This is a genomic window from Salipiger pentaromativorans (assembly GCF_024721115.1).
GTDB classification, from domain to species: Bacteria; Pseudomonadota; Alphaproteobacteria; order Rhodobacterales; family Rhodobacteraceae; genus Salipiger; species Salipiger pentaromativorans.
Window position 1 is genome coordinate 625,859 of sequence record NZ_JAMDHK010000001.1, and the last position, 22,819, is coordinate 648,677.

23 protein-coding genes are annotated in these 22,819 nt (G+C 66.9%); 9 read left to right on the forward strand and 14 right to left on the reverse strand.

Going from position 1 to position 22,819, the window contains the following annotated elements:
• Positions 1-153: 153 nt before the first annotated feature.
• Positions 154-1,170, reverse strand: coding sequence for an alpha/beta hydrolase (locus tag M4578_RS02955; protein WP_258091935.1), 1,017 nt, complete (start codon positions 1,168-1,170; stop codon positions 154-156).
• A gap of 186 nt (positions 1,171-1,356) precedes the next feature.
• Between M4578_RS02955 and dnaE the strand changes: the two genes are divergently transcribed.
• Together dnaE and M4578_RS02965 are read left to right on the forward strand one after the other, a co-directional pair.
• Entirely contained in the window at positions 1,357-4,878 is a 3,522-nt protein-coding gene (dnaE, locus tag M4578_RS02960; RefSeq protein WP_258091936.1) for a DNA polymerase III subunit alpha, read from the forward strand.
• 92 nt (positions 4,879-4,970) lie between these two features.
• Positions 4,971-5,933, forward strand: coding sequence for a hypothetical protein (locus M4578_RS02965; RefSeq protein WP_258091937.1), 963 nt, complete (start codon positions 4,971-4,973; stop codon positions 5,931-5,933).
• Between the two features lie 11 nt (positions 5,934-5,944).
• Here the strand turns inward: M4578_RS02965 and M4578_RS02970 are convergent, their stop codons facing one another.
• A complete protein-coding gene (locus M4578_RS02970) occupies positions 5,945-6,151 on the reverse strand; it encodes a SlyX family protein (RefSeq protein ID WP_258091938.1) in 207 nt (68 codons plus the stop codon).
• 233 nt (positions 6,152-6,384) lie between these two features.
• Between M4578_RS02970 and hisS the strand changes: the two genes are divergently transcribed.
• From hisS to M4578_RS02990, 4 genes are all read left to right on the forward strand, one after another.
• Positions 6,385-7,857: a histidine--tRNA ligase gene (hisS, locus tag M4578_RS02975; RefSeq protein ID WP_258091939.1), complete on the forward strand. Its 1,473-nt coding sequence runs from the start codon at positions 6,385-6,387 to the stop codon at positions 7,855-7,857.
• Positions 7,848-8,936, forward strand: coding sequence for an ATP phosphoribosyltransferase regulatory subunit (locus tag M4578_RS02980; protein WP_258091940.1), 1,089 nt, complete (start codon positions 7,848-7,850; stop codon positions 8,934-8,936). The genes hisS and M4578_RS02980 overlap by 10 nt, the downstream gene beginning before the upstream one ends.
• Positions 8,933-9,625, forward strand: coding sequence for an ATP phosphoribosyltransferase (gene hisG / locus M4578_RS02985; protein WP_258091941.1), 693 nt, complete (start codon positions 8,933-8,935; stop codon positions 9,623-9,625). The genes M4578_RS02980 and hisG overlap by 4 nt, the downstream gene beginning before the upstream one ends.
• A 347-nt stretch (positions 9,626-9,972) precedes the next feature.
• Positions 9,973-10,902 (forward strand): L-lactate dehydrogenase, encoded by a 930-nt coding sequence (locus tag M4578_RS02990; RefSeq protein ID WP_258091942.1) that lies wholly within the window; start codon positions 9,973-9,975, stop codon positions 10,900-10,902.
• 101 nt (positions 10,903-11,003) lie between these two features.
• Here M4578_RS02990 and M4578_RS02995 read toward each other — a convergent pair whose 3' ends face one another.
• Positions 11,004-11,228: a YdcH family protein gene (locus tag M4578_RS02995; RefSeq protein WP_258091975.1), complete on the reverse strand. Its 225-nt coding sequence runs from the start codon at positions 11,226-11,228 to the stop codon at positions 11,004-11,006.
• 157 nt (positions 11,229-11,385) lie between these two features.
• Between M4578_RS02995 and M4578_RS03000 the strand changes: the two genes are divergently transcribed.
• Positions 11,386-11,796 carry an Hsp20 family protein gene (locus M4578_RS03000; RefSeq protein WP_258091943.1) on the forward strand — a complete coding sequence of 137 codons (411 nt, stop codon included), beginning with the start codon at positions 11,386-11,388 and terminating at the stop codon, positions 11,794-11,796.
• 3 nt (positions 11,797-11,799) lie between these two features.
• The gene (locus tag M4578_RS03005) at positions 11,800-12,027 is read left to right on the forward strand and encodes a DUF1150 domain-containing protein (protein WP_258091944.1); all 228 of its coding nucleotides are present in this window, start codon (positions 11,800-11,802) and stop codon (positions 12,025-12,027) included.
• Between the two features lie 114 nt (positions 12,028-12,141).
• Here M4578_RS03005 and ribD read toward each other — a convergent pair whose 3' ends face one another.
• From ribD to M4578_RS03040, 7 genes are all read right to left on the reverse strand, one after another.
• Positions 12,142-13,233: a bifunctional diaminohydroxyphosphoribosylaminopyrimidine deaminase/5-amino-6-(5-phosphoribosylamino)uracil reductase RibD gene (gene ribD, locus M4578_RS03010; RefSeq protein WP_258091945.1), complete on the reverse strand. Its 1,092-nt coding sequence runs from the start codon at positions 13,231-13,233 to the stop codon at positions 12,142-12,144.
• Positions 13,230-13,700, reverse strand: coding sequence for a transcriptional regulator NrdR (gene nrdR / locus M4578_RS03015; protein WP_258091946.1), 471 nt, complete (start codon positions 13,698-13,700; stop codon positions 13,230-13,232). Before nrdR ends, ribD begins: the two co-directional genes overlap by 4 nt.
• 215 nt (positions 13,701-13,915) lie before the next feature.
• Positions 13,916-14,323 carry a secondary thiamine-phosphate synthase enzyme YjbQ gene (locus M4578_RS03020; RefSeq protein ID WP_258091947.1) on the reverse strand — a complete coding sequence of 136 codons (408 nt, stop codon included), beginning with the start codon at positions 14,321-14,323 and terminating at the stop codon, positions 13,916-13,918.
• A 78-nt stretch (positions 14,324-14,401) separates the two neighbouring features.
• Complete coding sequence (locus M4578_RS03025; protein WP_258091948.1) at positions 14,402-14,653, reverse strand: hypothetical protein; 252 nt, start codon at positions 14,651-14,653, stop codon at positions 14,402-14,404.
• 72 nt (positions 14,654-14,725) lie between these two features.
• A complete protein-coding gene (locus tag M4578_RS03030) occupies positions 14,726-15,232 on the reverse strand; it encodes a hypothetical protein (RefSeq protein WP_258091949.1) in 507 nt (168 codons plus the stop codon).
• A gap of 42 nt (positions 15,233-15,274) precedes the next feature.
• The gene (locus M4578_RS03035; protein WP_258091950.1) at positions 15,275-15,655 is read right to left on the reverse strand and encodes a hypothetical protein; all 381 of its coding nucleotides are present in this window, start codon (positions 15,653-15,655) and stop codon (positions 15,275-15,277) included.
• Between the two features lie 129 nt (positions 15,656-15,784).
• Positions 15,785-16,072 carry an HlyU family transcriptional regulator gene (locus tag M4578_RS03040; RefSeq protein ID WP_258091951.1) on the reverse strand — a complete coding sequence of 96 codons (288 nt, stop codon included), beginning with the start codon at positions 16,070-16,072 and terminating at the stop codon, positions 15,785-15,787.
• Positions 16,073-16,193: 121 nt separating this feature from the next.
• Between M4578_RS03040 and M4578_RS03045 the strand changes: the two genes are divergently transcribed.
• Positions 16,194-16,586, forward strand: a complete 393-nt coding sequence (locus tag M4578_RS03045; RefSeq protein ID WP_258091952.1) for a hypothetical protein — start codon at positions 16,194-16,196, stop codon at positions 16,584-16,586.
• Here M4578_RS03045 and rpoD read toward each other — a convergent pair.
• From rpoD to M4578_RS03065, 4 genes are all read right to left on the reverse strand, one after another.
• On the reverse strand, positions 16,580-18,571 hold the full coding sequence (gene rpoD / locus M4578_RS03050; RefSeq protein WP_258091953.1) for an RNA polymerase sigma factor RpoD: 1,992 nt from the start codon (positions 18,569-18,571) through the stop codon (positions 16,580-16,582). The genes M4578_RS03045 and rpoD overlap by 7 nt on opposite strands.
• Positions 18,572-18,713: 142 nt before the next feature.
• Positions 18,714-20,660, reverse strand: coding sequence for a DNA primase (gene dnaG, locus M4578_RS03055; RefSeq protein WP_258091954.1), 1,947 nt, complete (start codon positions 20,658-20,660; stop codon positions 18,714-18,716).
• A gap of 187 nt (positions 20,661-20,847) precedes the next feature.
• The gene (locus tag M4578_RS03060; protein WP_258091955.1) at positions 20,848-21,138 is read right to left on the reverse strand and encodes a hypothetical protein; all 291 of its coding nucleotides are present in this window, start codon (positions 21,136-21,138) and stop codon (positions 20,848-20,850) included.
• Positions 21,139-21,225: 87 nt separating this feature from the next.
• On the reverse strand, positions 21,226-22,662 hold the full coding sequence (locus tag M4578_RS03065; protein ID WP_258091956.1) for a Glu/Leu/Phe/Val family dehydrogenase: 1,437 nt from the start codon (positions 22,660-22,662) through the stop codon (positions 21,226-21,228).
• Between the last annotated feature and the right edge of the window lie 157 nt (positions 22,663-22,819).

A 22,819-nucleotide genomic window follows, 5' to 3' on the forward strand; every position in this document is an offset into this window, starting at 1 on the left:
GCCCCCGATGCGGCGTAGAAGGCGCGCGGACGATCCCTGTTCCCAGACAGGCTAGGTGCGAGGTTTCGCGCTTGGCAAGAAGAAAATGCTTATTTGCGAGGCATCGAAGGCAACAGCGCCTGCCCATCGGGCAGAGCCCCGTGAAAGCCCCCGTCAGTGCGCGCGGGTCCCGGCGTCGTGGGACAGGGGCCCGGCACCGGGCATCGCCCGGCCGGCGGTCAGGAACTCGGCGATAGAGCGCGTCGGGGCGTTCATGTTCAGAATGCTGTTGTGGTCGCCCTGCTCGAAGATCTCGGCATGCGCGTCCGGCCAGAGCGTTTCCAGCTCCAGCACATCCTGGACCGGTGCGGCGTAATCGTGCCGGGCATGGACCACCAGCAGCGTCTCGGGGCGCTCTGCGGCCATGCGGCGCCAGGGGCGGTCGATCGTGTAGGGCGCGCCGAGCTGGCTGACTTCCTCGACGAAATAGTCCAGGCAGCGGCCGCCGATCCCGTATTGCCGGCCCGCCAGCCGGATCAGCTTGGAAAACTCGACCGGCGCCGAGATGAACACCAGCCGGGGACAGACGAGCCCCTCGCTCAGCGCATGCAGCAGCGCATTCGCGCTGATGCAATGCCCGACGATCCCGTCATAGGGGCCCAGCGCGGCATTGCAGCGCTGAATGGCCCCGACGATCGTCGACAGGCTGCAAACCTGCTGCTCCGGTCTCAGATGCCCCGGCAGCACAAGCGCATCCACCTCAACCCCGGCCCGCAGCAGCGCCCGGACCAGCCGCGCGAATTGCCGGACGCTGCCGTCATGCCCATGCGACAGCAGAACCCGCGTGCCGCAGGGTGCATCGGGCCGGAACTGCAACACCGTGGTTTCGGAATCGACCGCCACCGCGCTCACGCCAGCACGCGCGGTCCAGGCCGCGACATCGACATGCACGGCAGAGCTCAGGTAGCGCCGGGCCAGGAAATGCGCGGTGATCCGCGGCGCCAGACGCGCCGAGATCTGAAGGATCTTACGGCGGGACGCCTTGAGCCTGCCGGCAGGCGCCGGAGCCCCACCCGCAGGCCGGGAATCGACGCGGGTCGACCTCTCTCGCGGCGCAGTCTGGCTCGCAAGAGACGGATCCGCTCTCCCCGCGATCTCACGCGGGGCGTGTTTGCTCACTGCCTCGGTCATTTCTGTTCCCCACGGCCAAGCCGCCGCGACGTCTGTTCTAGCACAAGTTGCGACAGTGACGGGAGAAGTCGGTGAAAATTGGGCAGTATTGTCCCCGAAAGGTGAAAGATCAGGGGCAAACCCCGGGCTTTGTGGAACAGCACGAGGAGGGTTTCGCAGCCGCGGCGCAGCTCATAATGTGCCAACATGAGCAGCACCCCCCGATTCATCCATCTCCGCGTCCATACCGAATACTCCCTGCTGGAAGGCGCCGTGCGGCTCAAGAAGCTGCCCGGTCTCTGCGAGGCGATGGAGATGCCCGCCGTCGCCGTGACCGACACCAACAACCTGTTCGCGGCCCTGGAATTCTCCGTCACGGCCAGCGGCGCCGGCATTCAGCCGATCATCGGTTGTCAGGTGGATCTGCGCTATACCCAGCCCGCCCCCGGCGAGCGCCCCAAGCCGCCCGCGCCCGTCGTGCTGCTGGCGCAGAACGAGCGCGGCTACGAAAATCTGATGAAGCTCAATTCCTGCCTCTACCTGCGCCATGACGGGGAACAGCCGCATGTGCTGCTGGAAGAGCTGGAGAAGCATCACGAGGGGCTCATCTGCCTGTCCGGCGGCCCCGACGGCCCGGTGGGCCGGCTGTTGCGCGACAATCACCGCGCCGCCGCGCAGACGCTGATGACCCGGCTGCACCAGATCTATGACGGGCGGCTTTATGTCGAGCTGCAACGCCACCCCGGCGAGGACGGGCTGCCCGAGGCCGAACGGCAAAGCGAGCGCGGCTTTGTCGAGATGGCCTATGAGATGGGCCTGCCGCTGGTCGCCACCAACGATGTCTATTTCCCCAAGCCCGAGATGTACGAGGCGCATGACGCGCTGATCTGCATCGCCGAGGGCGCCTATGTCGACCAGCAGGAGCCGCGCCGCCGCCTCACCGCGCAGCATTACCTCAAGACGCCGCAGGAGATGGCGACGCTGTTCGCCGATCTGCCCGAGGCCATCGAGAACACCGTCGAGATCGCGAAACGCTGCGCCTTCATGGCCTACCGGCGCAATCCGATCCTGCCGAAATTCGCCGATGACGAGGTGGCCGAGCTGCGCCGCATGGCCAATGAGGGGCTCCAGTCCCGTCTGGCGGTGATCCCGCATGCGGTGAGCGTCGAGCAATATCAGGAGCGGCTGGATTTCGAGCTGGGCATCATCGAGGGCATGGGCTTTCCCGGCTACTTCCTGATCGTGGCCGATTTCATCCAATGGGCCAAGGACCACGATATTCCGGTGGGCCCGGGCCGGGGCTCGGGCGCCGGCTCTCTGGTGGCCTATGCGCTCACCATCACCGACCTCGACCCGCTGCGCTATTCGCTGCTCTTCGAACGGTTCCTCAACCCCGAACGGGTCTCGATGCCCGACTTCGACATCGACTTCTGCATGGACCGCCGCGAAGAGGTGATCCGCTATGTGCAAGAGCGCTATGGCCACGACAAGGTGGCGCAGATCATCACCTTCGGCGCGCTGCTGTCAAAGGCGGCGGTGCGCGACGTGGGCCGGGTGCTGCAAATGCCCTATGGCCAGGTGGACCGGCTGTCGAAGATGATCCCGGTCGAGGGGGTGAAACCCGTCTCCATCGAAAAGGCGCTTCTGGACGAGCCGCGCCTCAAGGAAGAGGCGCGCAACGAAGAGGTGGTCGACCGGCTGCTGACCTATGGCCAGCAGGTCGAGGGGCTGCTCAGAAACGCCTCGACCCACGCGGCCGGCGTGGTGATCGCCGACCGCCCCACCGACGAGCTTGTGCCGCTCTATCAGGATCCGCGCTCGGACATGCCCGCCACCCAGTTCAACATGAAATGGGTGGAACAGGCGGGCCTCGTGAAGTTCGACTTCCTCGGCCTCAAGACGCTCACGGTGATCCAGAACGCGGTGAACCTGATCCTGAAATCGGGCCGGCCGATCCATGTGGCCGCCGACGGCACCGAGCTTTACCAGCCTGCCGAGGGCGGTGAGAACCAGATGAACCTCATCCCGCTCGACGATGAGAAGACCTACAGGCTTTACGCCGATGCGAAGACGGTCGCAGTGTTCCAGGTGGAAAGTTCGGGCATGATGGATGCGCTCAAGCGCATGAAGCCCACCTGTATCGAGGACATCGTGGCGCTTGTGGCGCTGTATCGTCCCGGCCCCATGGAGAACATCCCGGTCTATTGCGAGGTCAAGAACGGGCTGCGCGAGATCACCTCGGTGCACCCGTCGATCGACCACATCCTTGCCGAAACGCAGGGCATCATCGTTTACCAGGAACAGGTGATGCAGATCGCCCAGGTCATGGCGGGCTATTCGCTTGGCGGCGCCGACCTGCTGCGCCGCGCCATGGGCAAGAAGATCAAGGAGGCGATGGACGCCGAGCGGCCCAAGTTCGAAAAGGGCGCGGCAGAGAACGGCGTCGACAAGAAGAAGGCGACCGAGGTCTTCGACCTTCTGGAGAAATTCGCCAATTACGGTTTCAACAAATCCCACGCCGCCGCCTATGCGGTGGTGAGCTACCAGACCGGCTGGCTCAAGGCCAACCACCCGGTGGAGTTCATGGCCGGCGTCATGAACTGCGATATCCACCTCACCGACAAGCTCGCCACCTATTTCTACGAGCTGAAGAAGGGGCTGAAGCTCGACCATGTGCCGCCCTGCGTGAACCGCTCGCAGGCCACCTTCGACGTGGTCGATCAGAAACTGGTCTATGCGCTTGGCGCGCTCAAGAACGTGGGCGTCGAGGCGATGAACCTGGTGGTCGCGGGGCGCCGTGCCGAAGCGGCGGCTGGCCAGGACAAGCCCTTCGTGACGCTGTTCGATTTCGCCCGCCGGGTGGATCTGAAGCGGGTGGGCAAGCGCCCGCTCGAGATGATGGCCCGCGCCGGCGCCTTCGACCAGCTCGACCGCAACCGCCGCCGGGTGTTCGAATCGCTCGACGCGCTGGTCGCCTATTCGGCGGCGGTGCACGAGCAGAAGGCCAGCGCGCAGGTCTCGCTCTTCGGCGAGGCGGGCGACGATCTGCCCGAACCGCGGCTCTCGCCGGTGCCCGACTGGCTGCCCGCCGAGCGGCTGAGCGAGGAGTTCAAGGCCATCGGCTTCTATCTCTCGGGCCACCCGCTCGACGATTACATGCCGGCGCTGAAGCGGCGCGATGTGATGACGCTGGACGAGGTCGAGGACAAGGCGCGGGGCGGCGCCTGTATCGCCAAGATCGCGGGCGTGGTTGCCGGGAGGCAGGAGCGCAAATCGGCCCGCGGCAACCGCTTCGCCTTTGCCCAGCTCTCCGACCCGACCGGCGCCTACGAGGTCACCATCTTCTCCGAGACGCTGGAGAAATCGCGCGACATGCTCGAAACCGGCGCCAAGGTGGTGGTGACGGTCGAGGCGACGATGGAATCCGATCAGCTCAAGCTCCTGGCGCGCTCGGTGGGGCCCATCGACCAAGTCGTGGCCGATGCCGGCGCCACCGGGATGCGTATCTTCATCGAGACGCCGGACACGCTGGCCCAGGTCGCCTCGGTGCTGACCCGCGCCGCCGAACAGCTTCCCAAGGCCGGGCGCGGGCCGGTGCGGCTGCGTCTCACCGCCGCCGGGCTGCCGGGAGAGGTCGAGATGGATCTCAAGCGGGAGTTCCCGGTGACCCCCGAGATCAAGGGCGCGGTGAAATCGCTGGACGGGGTACTCGCGGTCGAGGATTTCTGATCCGTGACGCGGCGCTCCCGACGCGGCGGTGGCGGTGGATTCGCCCGCGGCAAACGGCTAACACTTCGGAAACAGTCACCGGAGGGGCCCGTTTGCGGCAGTTGATCCTGACATTTCTGGCGGCGGGCCTGCTGGCGGGCTGCGGCGATCCGCTGCGCGAGATGCCCAGGCTCTCCGAAATCGACGCCGATGGCGGCGCGGGCCAGGCCGATGCGCTGCCCGCGCCCGAGGGCGACAGATCCGAAGACGGGCTGCTGAGCACGCTCTTCGCCGCGCCCGCCCCGGAGGAGGCGCCGCAAGGCGCCGAGGACGCGCCCGCTGCGGCCGCTGCCGACCAGATCGCCCCCGCGCCCGAAGCCGCTGCCGAAGACGCCGCGACAGCGGCGCCCGCCCCTCCCGCCGGCGGCCTTCTGGGCTTCCTGAAGCGCCGTGCAGAGGCCGCGAAGACGGTCGACACCCCGCAAGAGGCCGACCCCGCGCCCCTCGAAACCGCCGCCCTGACCACCACGCCCGCAGACCCGCCCGTCGCCGCGCCGGGCGCCCCCTCGGTGGCGCCCCGCACCGCTGGCACCCCCGATTACCGTCAGGTCGGCCCGGGCGTCACGCTGCCCTTCGGCGAGCTGGCCCGGCTTTGCGGCGTGCCCGAGCGGCGCCTGGGAGAAAAGGTCGCGACCTATCCCGAGCGCGGCCGGGGCTATGCGCTTTACGACAGCGCTCCGGGCAGCACCGTCGCCCGCACACTGTTCCTGACCGGTTTCGACGATGGCTGCGCCCGGCAGTTCACCGGCGCGCTGGCGATGTTCGCCGCGCCCGAGCTACACGAGCAACTCCGCTACGGGCTGCCCTCGAAAACCCTGCCTTACAGCGCGGTGGACGAGGCCTATGAGACGGTGAAATCCAAGGTCTGCCGGGTCGGCAAGGGCAAGCCCTGCGGGCGCAGCCTCGCAAAGCTCTCGCGCAGTACCGCCTTCGTCACGGTCTATCCGGATTTCGGCAGCGCGCGCTATGCCAACATCCTGCTGCATGACGGCGCCTTGCTGGCCTTCAGCAACTAAGCCCCCGGCGCTCAGTAATGCGGAGGCCGCTCGTCGCCCAGGATCACCCCGCCGGTGCCTTCCTCCTGCCGCAGCGCCTCGCGCTCCATCAGCAGCGCCACGCGGCGGGTGAGCAGCGCGATCTCGCGGTCCTGCCGGGCCACCGTATCGGACAGGTCGTCGATCACGCGCATCAGGTGCGCGAGCCGTTCTTCGAATATCTCGGTCTCGGCGGACATAGGCGGCTCCTTTCGCGCCAGAGATAAAAGCGCCCCCCTTCGATGTCCACGGTCGGAGTCGCGTATTTTGCAAAGAGAAGAAGAGCAGCCCCCCTCTTCTTCTCTTCGGCAAATACGCACGGCGCGCCCTCGGGGCCGGGCGCCGCGCCGGGGGAGCGCGTCGCGGCTCGCTTGCTCCTTGCCGCGCGACGGGCTAAGGGGGGCGCGCAATCTGGAGGAGCCCGGAGCCCGCCATGGCCAAAGTGAAAAAAGCCCCCCGCCCCAAGGCGCAGACGCCGAAGGGCTTCCGCGATTATTTCGGATCGGACGTGAGCGAGCGCGCCGAGATGCTGCGCGCCATCGCCGGGGTCTATCATCGCTACGGCTTCGAGGCGCTGGAATCGAGCGCGGTGGAGACGGTCGAGGCGCTCGGCAAGTTCCTGCCCGATGTGGACCGCCCGAACGAGGGGGTCTTTGCCTGGCAGGACGAGGACGAGGGCTGGGTGGCGCTGCGCTATGACCTCACCGCGCCGCTGGCGCGGGTCTATGCCCAGCACCGCAACGACCTGCCCACCCCGTACCGGCGCTATGCCATGGGGCCGGTCTGGCGCAACGAAAAGCCGGGGCCGGGGCGGTTCCGGCAGTTCTATCAATGCGACGCGGATACGGTGGGCACCGCCTCGGTGGCCGCCGATGCCGAGATCTGCGCGATGCTGTCGGACACGCTGGAGGTGGTCGGCATTCCGCGCGGCGATTATCTGGTGCGGGTCAACAACCGCAAGGTGCTGAACGGTGTGCTGGAATGCATGGGGCTGTCCGACGACGCCCAGCGCGACGCGGTGCTGCGCACCATCGACAAGTTCGACAAGGTCGGCGAGGCGGGCGTGCGCGAGCTGCTGGGCAAGGGCCGGCTCGATGCCTCGGGTGCCTATATCGACGGGGTGGGTCTCAGCGAGGCGCAGGCCGATCCGGTGGTGGCCTTCCTGACCTCGAAAGGCGCCGACGCGGCGGCGACGGTGGCCAACCTGCGCGCGGCCATCGGCAATTCGCAGATCGGCGCAGAGGGCGTGGACGAGCTGGAAGAGATCGGCGCGCTCCTCGCGGCGCAGGGCTACGGGTCCGAGCGGATCGAGATCGACCCTTCGGTGGTGCGGGGCCTCGGCTATTACACCGGGCCGGTGTTCGAGGCGGAGCTGACCTTCGAGATCTTCGACGAGAAGGGCCGCAAGCGGCAGTTCGGTTCGGTTGCGGGCGGCGGGCGCTATGACGATCTCGTCAAGCGCTTCACCGGTCAGGCGGTGCCCGCGACGGGCGTCTCCATCGGGGTCGACCGGCTGCTGGCGGCGCTGCGCGAGAAGGGCCGCATCGGCGGCAGCGTTCAGGGACCGGTGGTGGTCACCGTCATGGACCGCGACCGCATGGCCGATTACCAGACCATGGTGGCCGAGCTGCGCAACGCAGGCATCCGCGCCGAGGTCTATCTCGGCAACCCCAAGAACTTCGGCAACCAGCTCAAATATGCCGACAAGCGCAATTCGCCTGTCGCGGTGATCGAAGGCGGCGACGAGCAGGCGCGCGGCGTGGTGCAGATCAAGGACCTGATCCTCGGCGCCAAGCTGGCGCAGGAGGCGACGCTCGAGGAATGGAAAGAGCGACCCAGCCAGTATGAGGTGCCGCGCGGCGAGCTGGTCGCCAAGGTGAGAGAGATCCTCGACCAATGGGCGTGACCATCGCAGCGGAACGCGCCGAGGCCGTGCGGCTGCGGGCGCGCTTTGTCGAGGCGGGTGCGGTCAATGTCGATTGCGCCATCCTGCAGCCCGCCGAGACCCTGCTCGACCTCTACGGCGAGGATATCCGCGCCCGCGCCTATGTCACGCAGGATCCGGCGCGCGGCGAGGTGATGCTGCGCCCCGACTTCACCGTGCCCGTGGTGCAGATGCATATGGAAACCGGCGCCGCGCCCTCGCGCTACACCTATTGCGGCGAGGTGTTCCGGCGGCAGGAAGAGCACCCCGAGCGCGCCTCGGAATATTTCCAGGTGGGTTACGAGCTGTTCGCCGACGAGGCCCCGGCGCAGGCCGATGCCGAGGTCTTTGCGCTTTTTGCCGAGACGCTGGCGCCCTACGGGCTGCGCGCGGTGACCGGCGACATCGGCATCCTGACCGCCGCCGTGGCGGGGCTCAAGACCTCGGAGCGCCGCCGTGCCGCGCTGATGCGGCACATCTGGCGGCCCCGGCGCTTCCGCGCCCTGCTCGACCGCTACTCGGGCCGCGGCCCGCAGCCGGCCTCGCGCAAGGCACTGCTGGCGGCGGGCGACCCGATGGCCGGGGCCGGCCCGATGATCGGGATGCGCACCGAGACGGAGATCGCGGCCCGCATCGAGGCGCTGCGCGCGGATGCCGCCGAGGGGCCGCTCTGCGACAGCCAGGTGCAGCTCATCGACACGCTGCTCGCGGTGCGCGAGACCTGCCCCTATGCGCTGGAGCATCTGCACGACATCGCGGTGGACCTGCCCGGCCTGCTGCCCGCCGTGGACCGCTTCGAGCGGCGCTGCGAGGCGCTGGCGGCGCGCGGCGTCGATGTGGAGGCGCTGGAATTCGAGGCGAGCTACGGGCGCACCTCGATGGAATATTACGACGGATTCGTCTTCGGCTTCCTGGCGCCGCAGCGCCCCGATCTGCCGCCGGTCGCCACCGGCGGGCGCTACGATGCGCTGACCCGGCATCTGGGCGGTGGCCGCGCCGCGCCGGCGGTGGGCGGGGTCCTGCGCCCCGGACTGTTGCTGCAACTGGAGGGCCGGGCATGAGTATCAAGCTGGGGGTGCCCTCCAAGGGCCGGCTGATGGACAAGACCTTCGACTGGTTCGGCGCGCGCGGGGTGGAGCTAACGCGCACCGGATCGGAGCGCGAATATTCCGGCGCGGTGGACGGGGTCGAGGGCGTCGATCTGGTGCTGCTCTCGGCCGGTGAGATCCCGCGCGAACTGGCCGCCGGGCGCATCCATCTGGGGGTGACGGGCACCGACCTTATCCGCGAAAAGCTGGTGCAATGGGACCAGAAGGTCGAGCCGCTGGCCGAGCTGGGGTTCGGACAGGCCGATCTGATCGTCGCGGTGCCGGCCTGCTGGGTCGATGTGAACACGCTCGACGATCTCGACGCGGCGGCGGCGGCCTTCCGCGCCCGGCACGGCTTTCGGATGCGTATCGCCACCAAGTATCACCGGCTGATCCGCGACTATCTGCGCGCCGGCGGCGTGGCCGATTACCAATTGGTGGATTCGCAGGGCGCCACCGAGGGCACGGTCAAGAACCTCACCGCCGAGGCCATCGCCGACATCACCTCGACCGGCGAGACGCTGCGCGCCAATCATCTCAAGGTGTTGGAGGAAGAGCCCGTGCTGCGCAGCCAGGCGACGCTGTTCCGCAGCCGCATGGCCAGGCTGAACGAGACCGACCGTCAGGCGCTGCGCGGGCTCACCGAGACGTTGGGGGTCTGAGCGACGAGAAAGGTGGGCAGATTGCCCGCCCTACGGCGCAGATGACGGGAGCTGCGCGCGCCTTTGCGGTGGCGAGCGGTCTGGATGTCTCCGGGTCAGGGCCGCATGATCTGGATACGTGGCGCCTGCCGCGCCAGATCGCCCTCCCGTTGCGCCAGAGGCGTTGCCGGTCTTTGTCGGCGGGCGCCCAGGCTGCGACAGAGAGACGGCTGCGCCCGGTTTCGCGCCGCGACGCCTCCGTAGGGTGGGCAATCTGCCCACCATCCCGCTGGCATCCCCCACGCCCCTGTTCATCTCGCCCGCCCCGTGCAAGGCTGCCCTCAAGCACCGGACACGGGAGAACTGCCATGAAGGTCGGAATTGTCGGCGCGGGCATGGTCGGATCGGCGGCGGGTTATGCGCTGGCCCTGCGCGGCGGCGCCAGCGAGGTGGTGCTGGTCGACCGCAACGCCGCGCTTGCGGTGGCCCAGGCCGAGGATATTGCCCATGCAGTGCCCTTCGCCCATCCCTGCCGGATCGGCGCGGGGGACTATGCGGCGCTGGAGGGCGCCGATCTGGTGATCCTCGCGGCGGGGGTGGCGCAGAAACCCGGGGAAAGCCGGCTGAGCCTGCTCGCGCGGAACGCCGAGGTCTTTGCCCAGGTGATCGAGGGCGTGCAGCGGGCGGCGCCCGAGGCGATGCTGCTGGTGGCCTCGAATCCGGTGGATGTGATGACCGATGTGGCGCTGCGCGCCTCGGGGCTTCCGCCAAGCCGGGTGATCGGCTCGGGCACCATCCTCGACACGGCGCGGTTCCGCAGCCTGCTGGGCGGGCATCTGGGCGTGGCACCGCAATCGGTGCATGCCTATGTGCTGGGCGAACACGGCGATTCCGAGGTGCTGGCCTGGGCCTCGGCCCGCGCCGGGTCCGAGCCCGTGGCGCGCTTTGCGGTGCAGGTCGGCGCGGCGATCACCCAATCGGTGCGCGAACGGATCGACGCGGGCGTGCGCCGCGCCGCCTATCGCATCATCGAGGGCAAGGGCGCGACCTGGTACGGCATCGGCGCGGGGCTCGCCCGGATCGTGCAGGCGGTGCGCGACGACCAGCGCGCGGTGCTGTCGGTCTCGACGGTGACGCCCGAGGTCGAGGGGGTGCGCGATGTCGCGCTGAGCCTGCCGCGCGTGGTCGGACGCGCGGGGGTGCTGGCCACGCTGACACCCGAGCTTGCCGGCGACGAGGCGGCGGCGCTGCGGCAATCCGCGGAGATGCTCAAGCAGACGGCGGAGGCGCTTGGCTAGCGCCCTGCCCGCGCCGCTTCCCGCGCAGAGGGACCGGCCTCAGACACAAGATGGGACGATGCGCCTGTCCTGGTGTCCGAAAACCGGTGCAAGGCGCGTGGTCAGGCGATGATATCGGGGGTCAGCCGATCTTCGATCAAGGCAATTTTATCCTTGAGAAACAGCTTCTTCTTCTTCAGCCGCTGCAATGTGAGCTGATCGGCGGTGCCCCGTTCGTGCAGGGCCCGGATCGCCTCGTCGAGATCGCGGTGTTCGCGCTTGAACACCTCCAGTTCGACCCGCAGCACCTCCTCGGTCTTCATCGAGATATCTTGCGGCGCGTCCATACGGGCAAACTCCTTGTAGTGCAGGCATTTAGCATAGCGATTCTCGACGTTTTGGCAAAGCCCTTGCGCAAAAACCAACCGCTTCCCATATTCAGGAAGCCGGGTTGCCGAAATCGGGGCCCGGCACGGACGGTCGCTTTCTGTTAAGGACGTGTCGATGAGCAAACTGACCCTGGGTTCCTACCCGCATATGCTCGGCTTCGAGCAGCTTGAGCGCCTGCTCGAACGCACCGCCAAGTCGAGCGAGGGATACCCGCCTTTCAATATCGAACAGACCTCGGACTATTCCTACCGGATCACGCTGGCCGTGGCCGGATTCTCGGAAAATGACCTGTCGATCACCGTCGAGGATCGCCAGTTGGTGATCCGTGGCCGGCAGCGCGACGATGGCGCGGAACGCATCTTTTTGCATCGCGGCATCGCAGCCCGGCAGTTCCAGCGCAGTTTCGTGTTGGCCGATGGCGTCGAAGTAGGTGAGGCTGTGATGGAGAACGGCCTGCTACATGTGGATCTGACCCTCTCCCGTCCCGAGACGGTGGTGCAGACGATCCAGATCAGAAAGGGGTAAGCCATGAATACCAAGTTCGAATTCAAACTGCCCGGCGAAGACCGCATCGTCTACGTGCGCCCTGTGGCCGCCGACGATTTGCCGGAAGACGTGCAAGGGCAACTGGGCGGGCTTAAGACGCTCTACGCCGTCCACAGCGCCGATGGCGAACGGCTGGCGCTGGTGAAAGACCGCCAGCTCGCCTTTGTGCTGGCGCGGCAGAACGATCTGGCCCCCGTCACGGTGCACTGACCGGCGGCGGGGCCCTGCCCCGCCCGTTCCCTCACGATGCGTGCCTGGGATGCGTCCGCGCCGCAAGATGACCTCGTGGACTGCCCGGGCGCGTGTGATCTGTGGTCGCGCCTCTCAACCCCGGCGCCAGCGGTGCAGGACATCGGCGCCGACGGCGCGAACCTCCTCCAGCGCAAAGCGGGGCGCTTCGGCCAGACGGTCGACGCCCATGGCACCGATCCCGGGGCGGCCTTCGGCACCGAGGGCGATTCCCGCGGTGAACCCCACAAGCTCGTCCACCAGATCCGCAGAGAGCAGCGAGGCGGCAAGCTGTCCGCCGCCTTCGCAAAACACCCGCGTCAGCCCCCGTTCCCCCAGCGCCGCCAGCAGCGCATGGGGATCGAGCCGTCCCGCCGTCACCTCGCAGGAGATCAACACCGCCCCGCAGCTTTCCCAGGCGCGGCGCGTTTCCGAGGCCGCATCCGAGCCGTGCACGATCCAGACCGGCACCTCGCGCGCCGTACTGGCGAGCTTGCTCATCAGCGGCACGTCGATCAGCCGCGAGGCCACAATGCGCACCGGCTGCCGTACCTCGCCCCAGCCGCGCACGGTCAGCGCCGGATCGTCCGCCCGGGCGGTGCCCGCCCCGACCATCACCGCATCGTGGCTCGCGCGCAGCCCGTGCACCGCACGGCGCGCCTCGGGCCCGGTGATCCACTGGCTTTCGCCGGTGGCCGTGGCGATGCGCCCGTCGAAACTGTTGGCGAGTTTCAGCGTGACCAGAGGCCGCCCCTGCCCCACCCGCAGAAAGAACCCGGCGTGATCGCGCGCCGCCTCTTCCGGCAGGATGCCCGTGGTCACCTCGATCCCGTGCCGGCGCAGATGCTCGAACCCCTTGCCCGAAACGCGCGGGTCACTGTCGGCCAGCGGCGCCACCACCCGCGCCACCCCGGCCTGCACCAGCGCGTCGGCGCAGGGCGGGGTCTTGCCATGATGCGAACAGGGTTCCAGCGTCACATAGACGGTTGCGCCGCGCGCCGCGGCACCGGCCTGGGCCAGCGCCTGCGGCTCGGCATGCGGCCGCCCGCCCGGCGCGGTGGCCGCGCGGCCCACGATGCGGCCGTCCTTGACGACAACGCAGCCCACGGCCGGATTGGGCCAGCACTGGCCCATCCGCCGCCGGCCCAGCCGCAGGGCATGAGCCATGTGCCGGGTGTCGTCGTTCACTTCTCCGCCGGAGCGGTCTCGGGGCGCAATTCGCTGACGAATTTGTCGAAATCGTCGGCAGCCTGGAAGTTCTTGTAAACGCTGGCGAAGCGCACATAGGCGACGGTGTCGATCCGGGCCAGCGTCTCCATCACGATCTCGCCGATCTGCTTGGAGGAAATGTCCGTCTCGCCCAGGCTTTCCAGCCGGCGGACGATGCCGCTGATCATCTGGTCGATGCGCTCGGGCTCGATGGGGCGCTTCTGGAGCGCGATGCGGATCGAGCGTTCGAGCTTGTCGCGGTCGAAATCCTCGCGCCGCCCATTGGATTTGATCACCACGAGATCGCGCAGCTGCACGCGCTCATAGGTGGTGAACCGGCCTCCGCAGGCCGGACAAAACCGCCGCCGCCGGATCGAGACATGCTCTTCGGCGGGACGGGAATCCTTCACTTGCGTGTCAATATGTCCGCAAAACGGGCAGCGCATGGCCGTTCCCCTAATCTGTTCTTTTCTGCCTCGGTCGTGGGGTTGCTCCCCACTTATCCACAGTCACTATAGGGGAGCCTCCATCCATTGGGTAGAGGGGAAATGCGGCAACAAGATAAGGGGCGGGCAAGACGGGGAAAATCGGCACAGATTTCCCCCTCAAGGGGCTTTTCCGCCTGTCGGACAGGCGGTTCGGCGCCCTCCGGCGTGGCGGCTCAGCGGCTCAGATGCGCCACCACCTGACGCCGGTGCGGCGCCCGGCGATGTTCGAAGAGATACAGCCCCTGCCAGGTGCCCAGCGCCAGCCGCCCGCCGCTGACCGGGATCGACAGCGAGACCGGCAAAAGCGCCGCCTTGATATGGGCGGGCATGTCGTCGGGGCCCTCGTAGGTGTGGGTCAGATAGGCCATGGCGGGAGTATCCGAGGGCGGCACCAGCCGATGGAAGAACTCGGTCAGGTCGCTGCGCACCTCGGGATCGGCGTTCTCCTGGATCAGCAGCGAGGCCGAGGTATGGCGGATGAAGAGAGTCAGAAGCCCGGTGCCCCTCACCCATTCCGCCACATCGCGGGTGAATTCGTAAAGTCCCGGCCCATCGGTGGAAATCGTGAATGTCGTCTGCATGGCCCGCCTGTCCCGCTTTGCCTCTGGTTAGCGTCACACGGACGGGGATACCAGAGGCCAGAGCGGAGGTTGGCGCTATCAGGCCCCCACCGCCACGCAGATCACACCCGGCAGACCGCTTGTGCGGTCGAGCAGGATCGGACTGCCGGAATCGGTGACTGCTGGCCTCTGCCCCACCTGCCGGAGCGTCTCGCGGCAGCGCGCCAGATCCTGCGGCGCCACCTCGATCTCGATCACGCAGGGCTCTTCGGCCATGAGCGCCTCGGTGGCCGCGAAAGCGGCAACCGAGATGCAGGTGGCGGCGGCGGCAAGGGCGATCAGGCGGGTCATGGGGCTCTCCTTTCGACTCGCTCTATAACGCCCGGATGCCGTTAGCGTTCCGTGAGTGCGCCGGCCGCCGGTTCAGTTGCAGGGCATGCCCCAGCTTTGCGTTGCCGGGCACCAGGGCTGCCCGGCGGCCTCCTTCGCCTCGAACAGCGGATAGAAATTCGCCTCGGTCACCGATCCGGCATCGCATTGCAGATCCGCCAATTCGCTGTCGCCCTCGGCGACGATGATCCCGCCTTCGGGCGCGGCCTGCCCGTTCGGCGCGGTGCGGTCGAGCGAATAGGAGACGAGATAGGCGTAACGCCCGTTGTAGAAAGTGACCTCTTCCCAGAGATACCGCCCGATGCCGTTCCAGGGTGTCATCTCGGTCTCGGTCACGACGGGCGCCAGCAGCATCTCGGCGGCGCCGGTCGGCGGACCGAAGCGATAGATGGCGACGCCGCCTTGCAGGCAGACATCCACCGCCTTGCGCCCGTGATCCACGGTGCAGTGGAACAGCGGTTCGCCGGCCCCGAAACAGGCCGCTTCGGAGGTGGCGGGCAGAAGGATCAGCGCGGAGAGCGCGATGGCAAAATGTTTCATTGGAAAACGCTTTCTGATGAACTGTCGAAATGCGGCGCCGGATCACCAGCGGCAGGCACCAGCGTAGGAGACGCGCGGCGCGCAGTACAGCTCCTGTCTGGGAAACATCACGCGCAGCCCGCCGGGGAACTCGGCCCCGAAACCGCCATTCGCCCAACCCCAGGTGCCTGCGCCGGCGACATCCAGAAAGGAGTCGCAGCTTCGGCCCAGATAGAGCGTCTCGGTCCGCCGCGCGACCTGCGTGGCGGCGCCCTGACCGGTAAAGCGCGACACCGGCGCCATCGAGGTCAGGACATAGCCGTCCCGGGTACAGGTCAGACGATATTCATGGCCTTCCGAGGAGACATAGGGGATGTCTTCGGCGGCGGCGGTCGCGCCCCAAAGCCCCAGCACAATCGAGGCGGCAATCATTTTCGGGATCATCTGCATGGCGCATCCTCTCGGTCATGCGCCAACCATGCCTGTCGCGCTCCGGCCTGCAAAGTCGGGCATTCCCGACCCTGCCCGGCCCGCACTGCGATCAGATCAGCCCCGCGCCGGGGCTGTCGCGGGTCAGCCGAAAAGCCGCGGCCCCTGTTCGTCGATCAATTGCCGCGCCTTGCGCAGCGAGGCGGCGACGGCCTCCTCCCGGTCGCGCAGCAGATCGGCGCGGATCAGTTGGTGGGATTTTGCCTCGCCCGCCATCTCGGCTTCGATCAGCGCGGCGATGCGAAACTGCCCGTCCGTGGCGATGGGCTCGGGGGTGATGCGAAACCCCTTGTAATCGACGGAATCGGCGGAGGGTTTCGGGGCAGCGGCATCTTTGGCACCACCGCCGAACAGGCGGGACAAAAGCGACATCCGTTGCCTCCTTCAGAGTATAATCAAGCGTCAGTTCCGGGGCAGGATAGACAGTTCCCGGCCTGGGACAAGCCATCCTTCGGGAACGAAGTCAAACGGACCGTTCGTGTCGGAGCAAGCAGTGTTCAACAATGCCGATCAGCGCATCGACCTCTTTCACCGCATGCAGAGTCGACATCATTTCACCTGCTGTTTCACTCAGATCGGCGTCAAAAGCCATCCGAATAGCGGCAGCAGTGAAGAGACCGTTCCCGAAGCCCGTCCGACGGAATTACCACCGCTTATGCGTTTGGGCTGCCCTGAAACCACATTCCCAATCGGCATAGCGCCGAGCATTTGCGCGGGGAAACAAGTGGAGCGCCGAAAACGCCCCGCGTGGGATCGCGGCAAACATGCAGATGTGAGCCCTCTGCGCATGAAAGAGCCGTGCGAAAGCATCTCGCACGGCCTGTGTCTTTCAACGCGTCCGAAGACGATCAATCTGTTGCTGTTCGTCTTCGGTATCGCTCACTGATCCAGGAACGACCGCAGCTTGCGCGACCGCGAGGGGTGCTTGAGCTTGCGCAGCGCCTTGGCCTCGATCTGACGGATCCGTTCGCGGGTCACCGAGAACTGCTGACCCACCTCTTCCAGCGTGTGGTCGGTGTTCATACCGATGCCGAAGCGCATCCGCAGAACCCGCTCCTCACGCGGGGTGAGCGAGGACAGAACCCGCGTCGTGGTTTCCTTCAGGTTTTCCTGAATGGCGGAATCCAGCGGTAGAATCGCGTTCTTGTCCTCGATGAAATCGCCGAGCTGGCTGTCTTCCTCGTCGCCGATGGGCGTTTCGAGAGAGATCGGTTCCTTGGCGATCTTCATCACCTTGCGGACCTTCTCGAGCGGCATCTGCAGCTTTTCCGCCAGCTCTTCGGGCGTCGGTTCGCGGCCGATCTCGTGCAGCATCTGGCGGCCGGTGCGCACCAGCTTGTTGATCGTCTCGATCATGTGGACCGGGATACGGATCGTGCGCGCCTGATCCGCGATGGACCGGGTGATCGCCTGACGGATCCACCAGGTGGCATAGGTCGAGAACTTGTAGCCGCGGCGATACTCGAACTTGTCCACCGCCTTCATCAGACCGATGTTGCCCTCCTGAATGAGATCCAGGAACTGCAAGCCACGGTTGGTGTATTTCTTGGCGATGGAGATCACGAGGCGCAGGTTGGCCTCGACCATTTCCTTTTTCGCCTGACGCGCTTCTTTCTCGCCCTTCTGCACCTGGTTCACGATGCGGCGGAATTCGCTGATGTCGAGACCGACATACTGGCCGACCTGCGCCATATCGGCGCGCAGATCCTCGACCTTGTCCGAGAAGCGCTCGATGAACATCTGCCAGCCACGGCCCGGCTTTTCGGCCATGCGCTCCATCCAGCTCGGATCAAGCTCGTTGCCCCGGTATTCATCGACAAATTCGCGGCGGTTGATGCGGGCCTGGTCGGCCAGCTTCACCATGGAGCTGTCGATCGACATGATCCGGCGGTTGATGCCGTAAAGCTGGTCGATCAGCGCCTCGATCCGGTTGTTGTGCAGGTGCAGCCCGTTCACCAGCTCGACGATTTCCGAACGCAGCTTCTGATAAAGCGCCTCGTCATCGGAGGAGAAGGTGCCGTCCTCGTTCAACGTCGCGCTGATGCGCGCGTCCTGCATCTCGGCCAGCTCTTCGTAGTCGCGGGCGATGCGGTCGAGGGTTTCGAGAACGCGCGGCTTCAACGCGGTTTCCATCGCGGCCAGCGACATGTTGGCCTGCTCGTCGTCCTCGTCGTCGTCCTCGCGCGAGATCGGGTTGCCGTCGGCATCGAGCTCGGGCTCGTCGCGCTTGGGCTTTTCCGAGGTTGTGGCCGAGGCATCGACCACCGGCTCGTCCAGATCGCCATCCTCGTCCATCTGGTTGCCGAAGGTGGTCTCGAGGTCGATCACGTCGCGCAGCAGGATCTCTTCGGAGAGAAGTTCCTCGCGCCAGATGGTGATCGCCTGGAAGGTCAGCGGGCTTTCGCAAAGCCCGAGGATCATCGTGTTGCGGCCCGCCTCGATACGCTTGGCGATGGCGATCTCGCCCTCGCGGCTCAGCAGCTCGACCGAGCCCATCTCGCGCAGATACATGCGCACCGGGTCGTCGGTGCGGTCGAGCTTTTCGGCTCCGCCCGAGGAGAGCGCGACATCGCGGCCCTTGGAGGCATCGACCAGTTCGGTCGAACCCTTGTTGGCGTCGTCGTCGGATTCGCCTTCCTCGTCATCCTCGGTGACCTGGATGCCCATTTCCGAGAGCATCGACATCACGTCCTCGATCTGGTCGGAAGAGACCTGATCGGGCGGCAGAACCTGGTTCAGCTGGTCATAGGTGATGTAGCCACGCTCGCGCGCCTCGGCGATCATCTTTTTGACCGCCGCCTGGCTCATGTCGAGGCTGTGAGCATCGTCCTGAGACTCGGGCTTGGCGTCGTCGTTGTCTTTGGCTGCCATGAAAAGCTCCGTCAGAGGGAGGCGGCCCGTCAGGCCGGCGGTCGCGCGGGTGAAGTGATTCGGTCCCGCGAATCATGCGGGGAATCAACTGATTCGGCCACCCGTCTACCCCGTTTTCCTCCAGTTTTCCCTACCTGCACAGCTAGTTCCCGTGCTTGGAAAAGCGAATCTGTTGCATGAGCGCCTCGAAAGCGCTGCGTTCGCCCTTGTCGATCCGGGCCCCGTTCGGCCCGAAATCATATTCCATCTCGTCTTCGTCCTTGCGCAGAACCGCCTGATTGCGGGCCTGCGCCGCCTGCGCGAGCCGCCAGGTCAGCGCCTCGTCGGCCAAATGTTCCAGATCTTCCTCGGCCTCGGCGATTTCGGCATCGAGCCCGCTTTGCGCGGCGATCTTCGACAGTTCCTCGGCCACGGTCAGCCGGGCAAGCGCGGTGTCGCCGGGCTGGCGCAGACAGGGAACGATGGCCACATGGCGTGCCGAGAGCAAGGTTTCAAGGGCCTCGGGCCCGATTCTCGCCTCTACGGCGGTGCGCAGCGCCTCCGGCGTCTCCGCCGGATGCCCCAGCAGCACCTCGCGCAGCGCCGCGCGCTGCGGGTCGGCACAGGTCAGCGAATCGAGCTGATGCTCGAATTCCGCGATCAGCTCGGGCGTGTTGAGCAGCACCGCGAGGATCACAGCCTCGCGCAGCTCCAGCTCCGCCGCATCTCCGGCGGCGACCAGCAGCGAACTTTTCGCACTGGAGGTGGGCGGCGGCGGCGCATTCCAGGCACGCTTTCCCTGCCCCTTCGCCCGCGCCGGGCGCTGCGGGCGGAAAAGCTGCCAGCGCAGCTCCTTGATCTCGTCGCCGTAATGGCGCCGCAGGCCGGGGTCCTGGATGCGCCGCAGCACCTCGCGCAGCGTCGCGTCCAGCGCCGCCTTGCGTTCGGGGCTGTCGAAGACCTTGCCTTCCGTCTCGCGCCGCCAGAGCAGCTGCACCATGGGCAGCGCGGCCTCCAGCACCTTCGCCACGGCGCCGGCGCCTTCCGCCCGCAGCAGGTCGTCGGGATCCTTGCCCTCGGGCATCAGCGCAAAGCGCAGCGACTTGCCCGCCACCAGATGCGGCAGCGCCAGGTCGATGACCCGGTACGCGGCGCGCAGCCCGGCCTTGTCGCCATCGAGCGCCACGACGGGCTCGTCGGAAATCCGCCAGAGCAGTTGCAGCTGCGTCTCGGTCACCGCCGTGCCCAGAGGGGCCACCGCGGCGCCGAACCCTGCCTCCGAAAGCGCGATCACATCCATATAGCCTTCGGCCACGATCAGCGGCTGGCCCTTGCCCGCCGCCTCGCGGGCGGGTCCGTGGTTGTAAAGGTTGCGCCCCTTGTCGAACAGTTCGGTCTCGGGCGAATTGAGATATTTCGCATTGTCGCGCGGATCCATCGCCCGCCCGCCAAAGGCGATGGCGCGGCCGCGCGCGTCGCGGATCGGGAACATGATGCGGTTGCGGAACACGTCATAAGGCTGGCGCCCCTTGTCCGAGGGCTTGGCGAGCCCCGCGCCCAGGATCAGCTCCTCCGCCACCCCCTGCCCGCGCAGGTGATCCCAGAGGTTCTGCCACCCCTCGGGCGCGAACCCCAGCTCGAAGCGATCGCGCACCCCGTCTGCCAGCCCGCGCCGGTCGAGATAGGCCCGCGCCTCCGCAGCCGCCCCGCTGCGCAGCTGCATGCGGAACCAGCGCGTGGCCTGCTCCATGACCTCGGCGAGCAGCGCCCGCCGGTCGGCCTGTTTCGCCGCCTGCGGGTCGCGCTCGGGCATCGGCATGCCCGCCTCGCGCGCCAGGATCTCCACCGCCTCCATGAAGCCCACATTCTCCGTCTCCTTCACAAAGGAGATGGCGTCGCCCTTCGCATGGCAGCCGAAGCAGTAGTAAAACCCCTTGCGGTCGTCGACATGGAACGAGGCGCTCTTTTCCTGATGGAACGGGCACGGCGCCCACATGTCGCCCTTGGCCTGATTGGACTTGCGGTTGTCCCACAGCACCTTGCGCCCCACGACCTGAGACAGGCTCGTGCGGCTGCGCAGTTCATCGAGGAAACCGGGGGGCAGACTCATGTCCCGAATATCGGGCCGCGCGCGCCCCGTGTCCAGAACCCCTGTCACTCCGCCCCCTGTTTCTTCTCTTTAATAAATACGCAACGCCCACCGCGCAACCCGCACGCGCCTCCGGCACAGGCGTCAGCCCGCCACGGGCGCCTGAAAACCCTGTGCGCCGCAGGCGCGCCGCAGGATCAGACCGGCGCTATTGCGCGAGGCATTGCGCCTCCCAGAGCTGCCCCACCTCCTCGGTCAGCTGCTCTTCGGGCAGATCCCAGATCCAGTCCGCCAGCATCTCGCCCGCGGTGCGGTCGAGCTCCTTGCGCAGCGTCCGGCGCGCCTTGGCCTTGCTCTCGCCGTCCTTGCGCGCCTGCACCGCCGTCATGACGATCGCCGCGCTCTCGGCGCAGCGCGTCTTCTTCTCGGCCGCCGAGACCTGCGCCGTCAGCGGCCCCGCCGCCAGAACCATCGCCAGAACCATTCCCGCCACGCGCATGACCTTCGCTCCGTCTGAATCCGCTTGCCGCCCCGGCCTAGCCCGCCCGGCGCGCAATGTCACGCCGGGCGCCGCGCCATCAGCGGATCACAGCCCCTTGGCGCGGTAACTGCGCGCCACGCGCTCGATCGCCACGATAAACCCGGCAGTGCGCAGATCGGTCACGTCGTTGCGCCCGTGCCAGACCTCGCGCATCGACTGATAGGCGGTGCGCATCGTGTCATCGAGCCCCGAGCGCACCAGCTCCAGCTCGTCCGCCCCGCGCAGGTACTTGTCCTTGAAGCTCGGCGAGAGGTTCCAGGCGTCGCCCATGGCGTGATCGAGCCGTTCCAGCTCGTCCAGCACCAGCTGGTGGCGGGCCTCCTCCTGCCGCCGCTGCATCCGGCCGAACCGGATATGCGACAGGTTCTTCACCCATTCGAAATAGCTCACCGTCACCCCGCCCGCATTGGCGTAAAGATCGGGGATGATCACCACGCCGCGCGACCGCAGGATGTCGTCCGCCCCGGCGGTGATCGGCCCGTTCGCCGCCTCCAGGATCAGCTTGGCCTGGATGTTATGCGCATTGGTGAGGTTGATGACCCCCTCCAGCGCCGCCGGGATGAGAATGTCGCAATCGCTCTCCATCACCGCTTCGCCATCGGCGACGGAATTCGCCTCGGGGTAGCCCGTCAGCCCGCCGTGGCGGATCAGCCAGTCGCGCACCTTTTCGACATTCAGCCCTGAGGGATCGTACAGCGCCCCGTCGCGCTCGATGATGCCGGTGATCTTCGCGCCGTCCTCTTCCGAGAGGAACTTGGCCGCGTGATAGCCCACATTGCCCAAGCCCTGCACGATGATCCGCTTGCCGTCGAGCGAGCCGGTCATGCCGGCGGCCAGCACATCCTCGGGGTGGCGAAAGAACTCGCGCAGCGCATATTGCACCCCGCGCCCCGTCGCCTCCACCCGGCCCGCGATGCCGCCCGCGTTCAGCGGCTTGCCGGTGACGCAGGCGCGGGCGTTGATGTCGGTGGTGTTCATCCGTGCGTATTGATCGGCCATCCAGGCCATCTCGCGCTCGCCCGTGCCCATGTCGGGCGCCGGCACGTTCTGGCTGGGGTGGATCAGGTCGCGCTTGATCAGCTCATAGGCAAAACGGCGGGTGATCTGTTCCAGCTCGTGCTCGTCATAGTCGCGCGGGTCGATGCAGAGCCCGCCCTTGGAGCCGCCGAAGGGCGCCTCCACCAGCGCGCATTTATAGGTCATCAGCGCGGCCAGCGCCTCGACCTCGTCCTGATCGACCGAAGGGGCGTAGCGGATGCCGCCCTTCACGGGCTCCATATGTTCGGAATGCACCGCCCGGTAGCCGGTGAAGGTCTGGATCTGGCCGCGCAGCCGCACGCCGAAACGTACCGTATAGACGCCGTTGCAGACCCGGATCTTCTCTTCCAGCCCCGGAGGCAGATCCATCAGGGCAGCCGCCCGGTTGAACATCAAATCGACGCTCTGACGGAACGTCGGCTCATTCGCCGGTGCGGCACTCATGATCTCTCCTCCTTCAGCCCGGCGGCCCGCTCTCGGGGCAGTTTCGTCCGGACTCACCCATTAACCTTAGGAACGTCTGATCTACCGTTTTGGCTGTGCCGATTTCCATGCAATCGGGCTTTGATTTAGCATACAGGGACCGATTTTGGGCTCGTAG

What these genes read in the sequence shown, in the direction of transcription:
- M4578_RS02955 (WP_258091935.1), bottom strand. Translation starts at nt 1,170, where the DNA reads ATGACCGAGGCAGTGAGCAAACACGCCCCGCGTGAGATCGCGGGGAGA.
- dnaE (WP_258091936.1), top strand. Translation starts at nt 1,357, where the DNA reads ATGAGCAGCACCCCCCGATTCATCCATCTCCGCGTCCATACCGAATAC.
- M4578_RS02970 (WP_258091938.1), bottom strand. Translation starts at nt 6,151, where the DNA reads ATGTCCGCCGAGACCGAGATATTCGAAGAACGGCTCGCGCACCTGATG.
- hisS (WP_258091939.1), top strand. Translation starts at nt 6,385, where the DNA reads ATGGCCAAAGTGAAAAAAGCCCCCCGCCCCAAGGCGCAGACGCCGAAG.
- M4578_RS02980 (WP_258091940.1), top strand. Translation starts at nt 7,848, where the DNA reads ATGGGCGTGACCATCGCAGCGGAACGCGCCGAGGCCGTGCGGCTGCGG.
- hisG (WP_258091941.1), top strand. Translation starts at nt 8,933, where the DNA reads ATGAGTATCAAGCTGGGGGTGCCCTCCAAGGGCCGGCTGATGGACAAG.
- M4578_RS02990 (WP_258091942.1), top strand. Translation starts at nt 9,973, where the DNA reads ATGAAGGTCGGAATTGTCGGCGCGGGCATGGTCGGATCGGCGGCGGGT.
- M4578_RS02995 (WP_258091975.1), bottom strand. Translation starts at nt 11,228, where the DNA reads ATGGACGCGCCGCAAGATATCTCGATGAAGACCGAGGAGGTGCTGCGG.
- M4578_RS03000 (WP_258091943.1), top strand. Translation starts at nt 11,386, where the DNA reads ATGAGCAAACTGACCCTGGGTTCCTACCCGCATATGCTCGGCTTCGAG.
- M4578_RS03005 (WP_258091944.1), top strand. Translation starts at nt 11,800, where the DNA reads ATGAATACCAAGTTCGAATTCAAACTGCCCGGCGAAGACCGCATCGTC.
- nrdR (WP_258091946.1), bottom strand. Translation starts at nt 13,700, where the DNA reads ATGCGCTGCCCGTTTTGCGGACATATTGACACGCAAGTGAAGGATTCC.
- M4578_RS03020 (WP_258091947.1), bottom strand. Translation starts at nt 14,323, where the DNA reads ATGCAGACGACATTCACGATTTCCACCGATGGGCCGGGACTTTACGAA.
- M4578_RS03025 (WP_258091948.1), bottom strand. Translation starts at nt 14,653, where the DNA reads ATGACCCGCCTGATCGCCCTTGCCGCCGCCGCCACCTGCATCTCGGTT.
- M4578_RS03030 (WP_258091949.1), bottom strand. Translation starts at nt 15,232, where the DNA reads ATGAAACATTTTGCCATCGCGCTCTCCGCGCTGATCCTTCTGCCCGCC.
- M4578_RS03035 (WP_258091950.1), bottom strand. Translation starts at nt 15,655, where the DNA reads ATGATCCCGAAAATGATTGCCGCCTCGATTGTGCTGGGGCTTTGGGGC.
- M4578_RS03040 (WP_258091951.1), bottom strand. Translation starts at nt 16,072, where the DNA reads ATGTCGCTTTTGTCCCGCCTGTTCGGCGGTGGTGCCAAAGATGCCGCT.
- rpoD (WP_258091953.1), bottom strand. Translation starts at nt 18,571, where the DNA reads ATGGCAGCCAAAGACAACGACGACGCCAAGCCCGAGTCTCAGGACGAT.
- dnaG (WP_258091954.1), bottom strand. Translation starts at nt 20,660, where the DNA reads ATGAGTCTGCCCCCCGGTTTCCTCGATGAACTGCGCAGCCGCACGAGC.
- M4578_RS03060 (WP_258091955.1), bottom strand. Translation starts at nt 21,138, where the DNA reads ATGCGCGTGGCGGGAATGGTTCTGGCGATGGTTCTGGCGGCGGGGCCG.
- M4578_RS03065 (WP_258091956.1), bottom strand. Translation starts at nt 22,662, where the DNA reads ATGAGTGCCGCACCGGCGAATGAGCCGACGTTCCGTCAGAGCGTCGAT.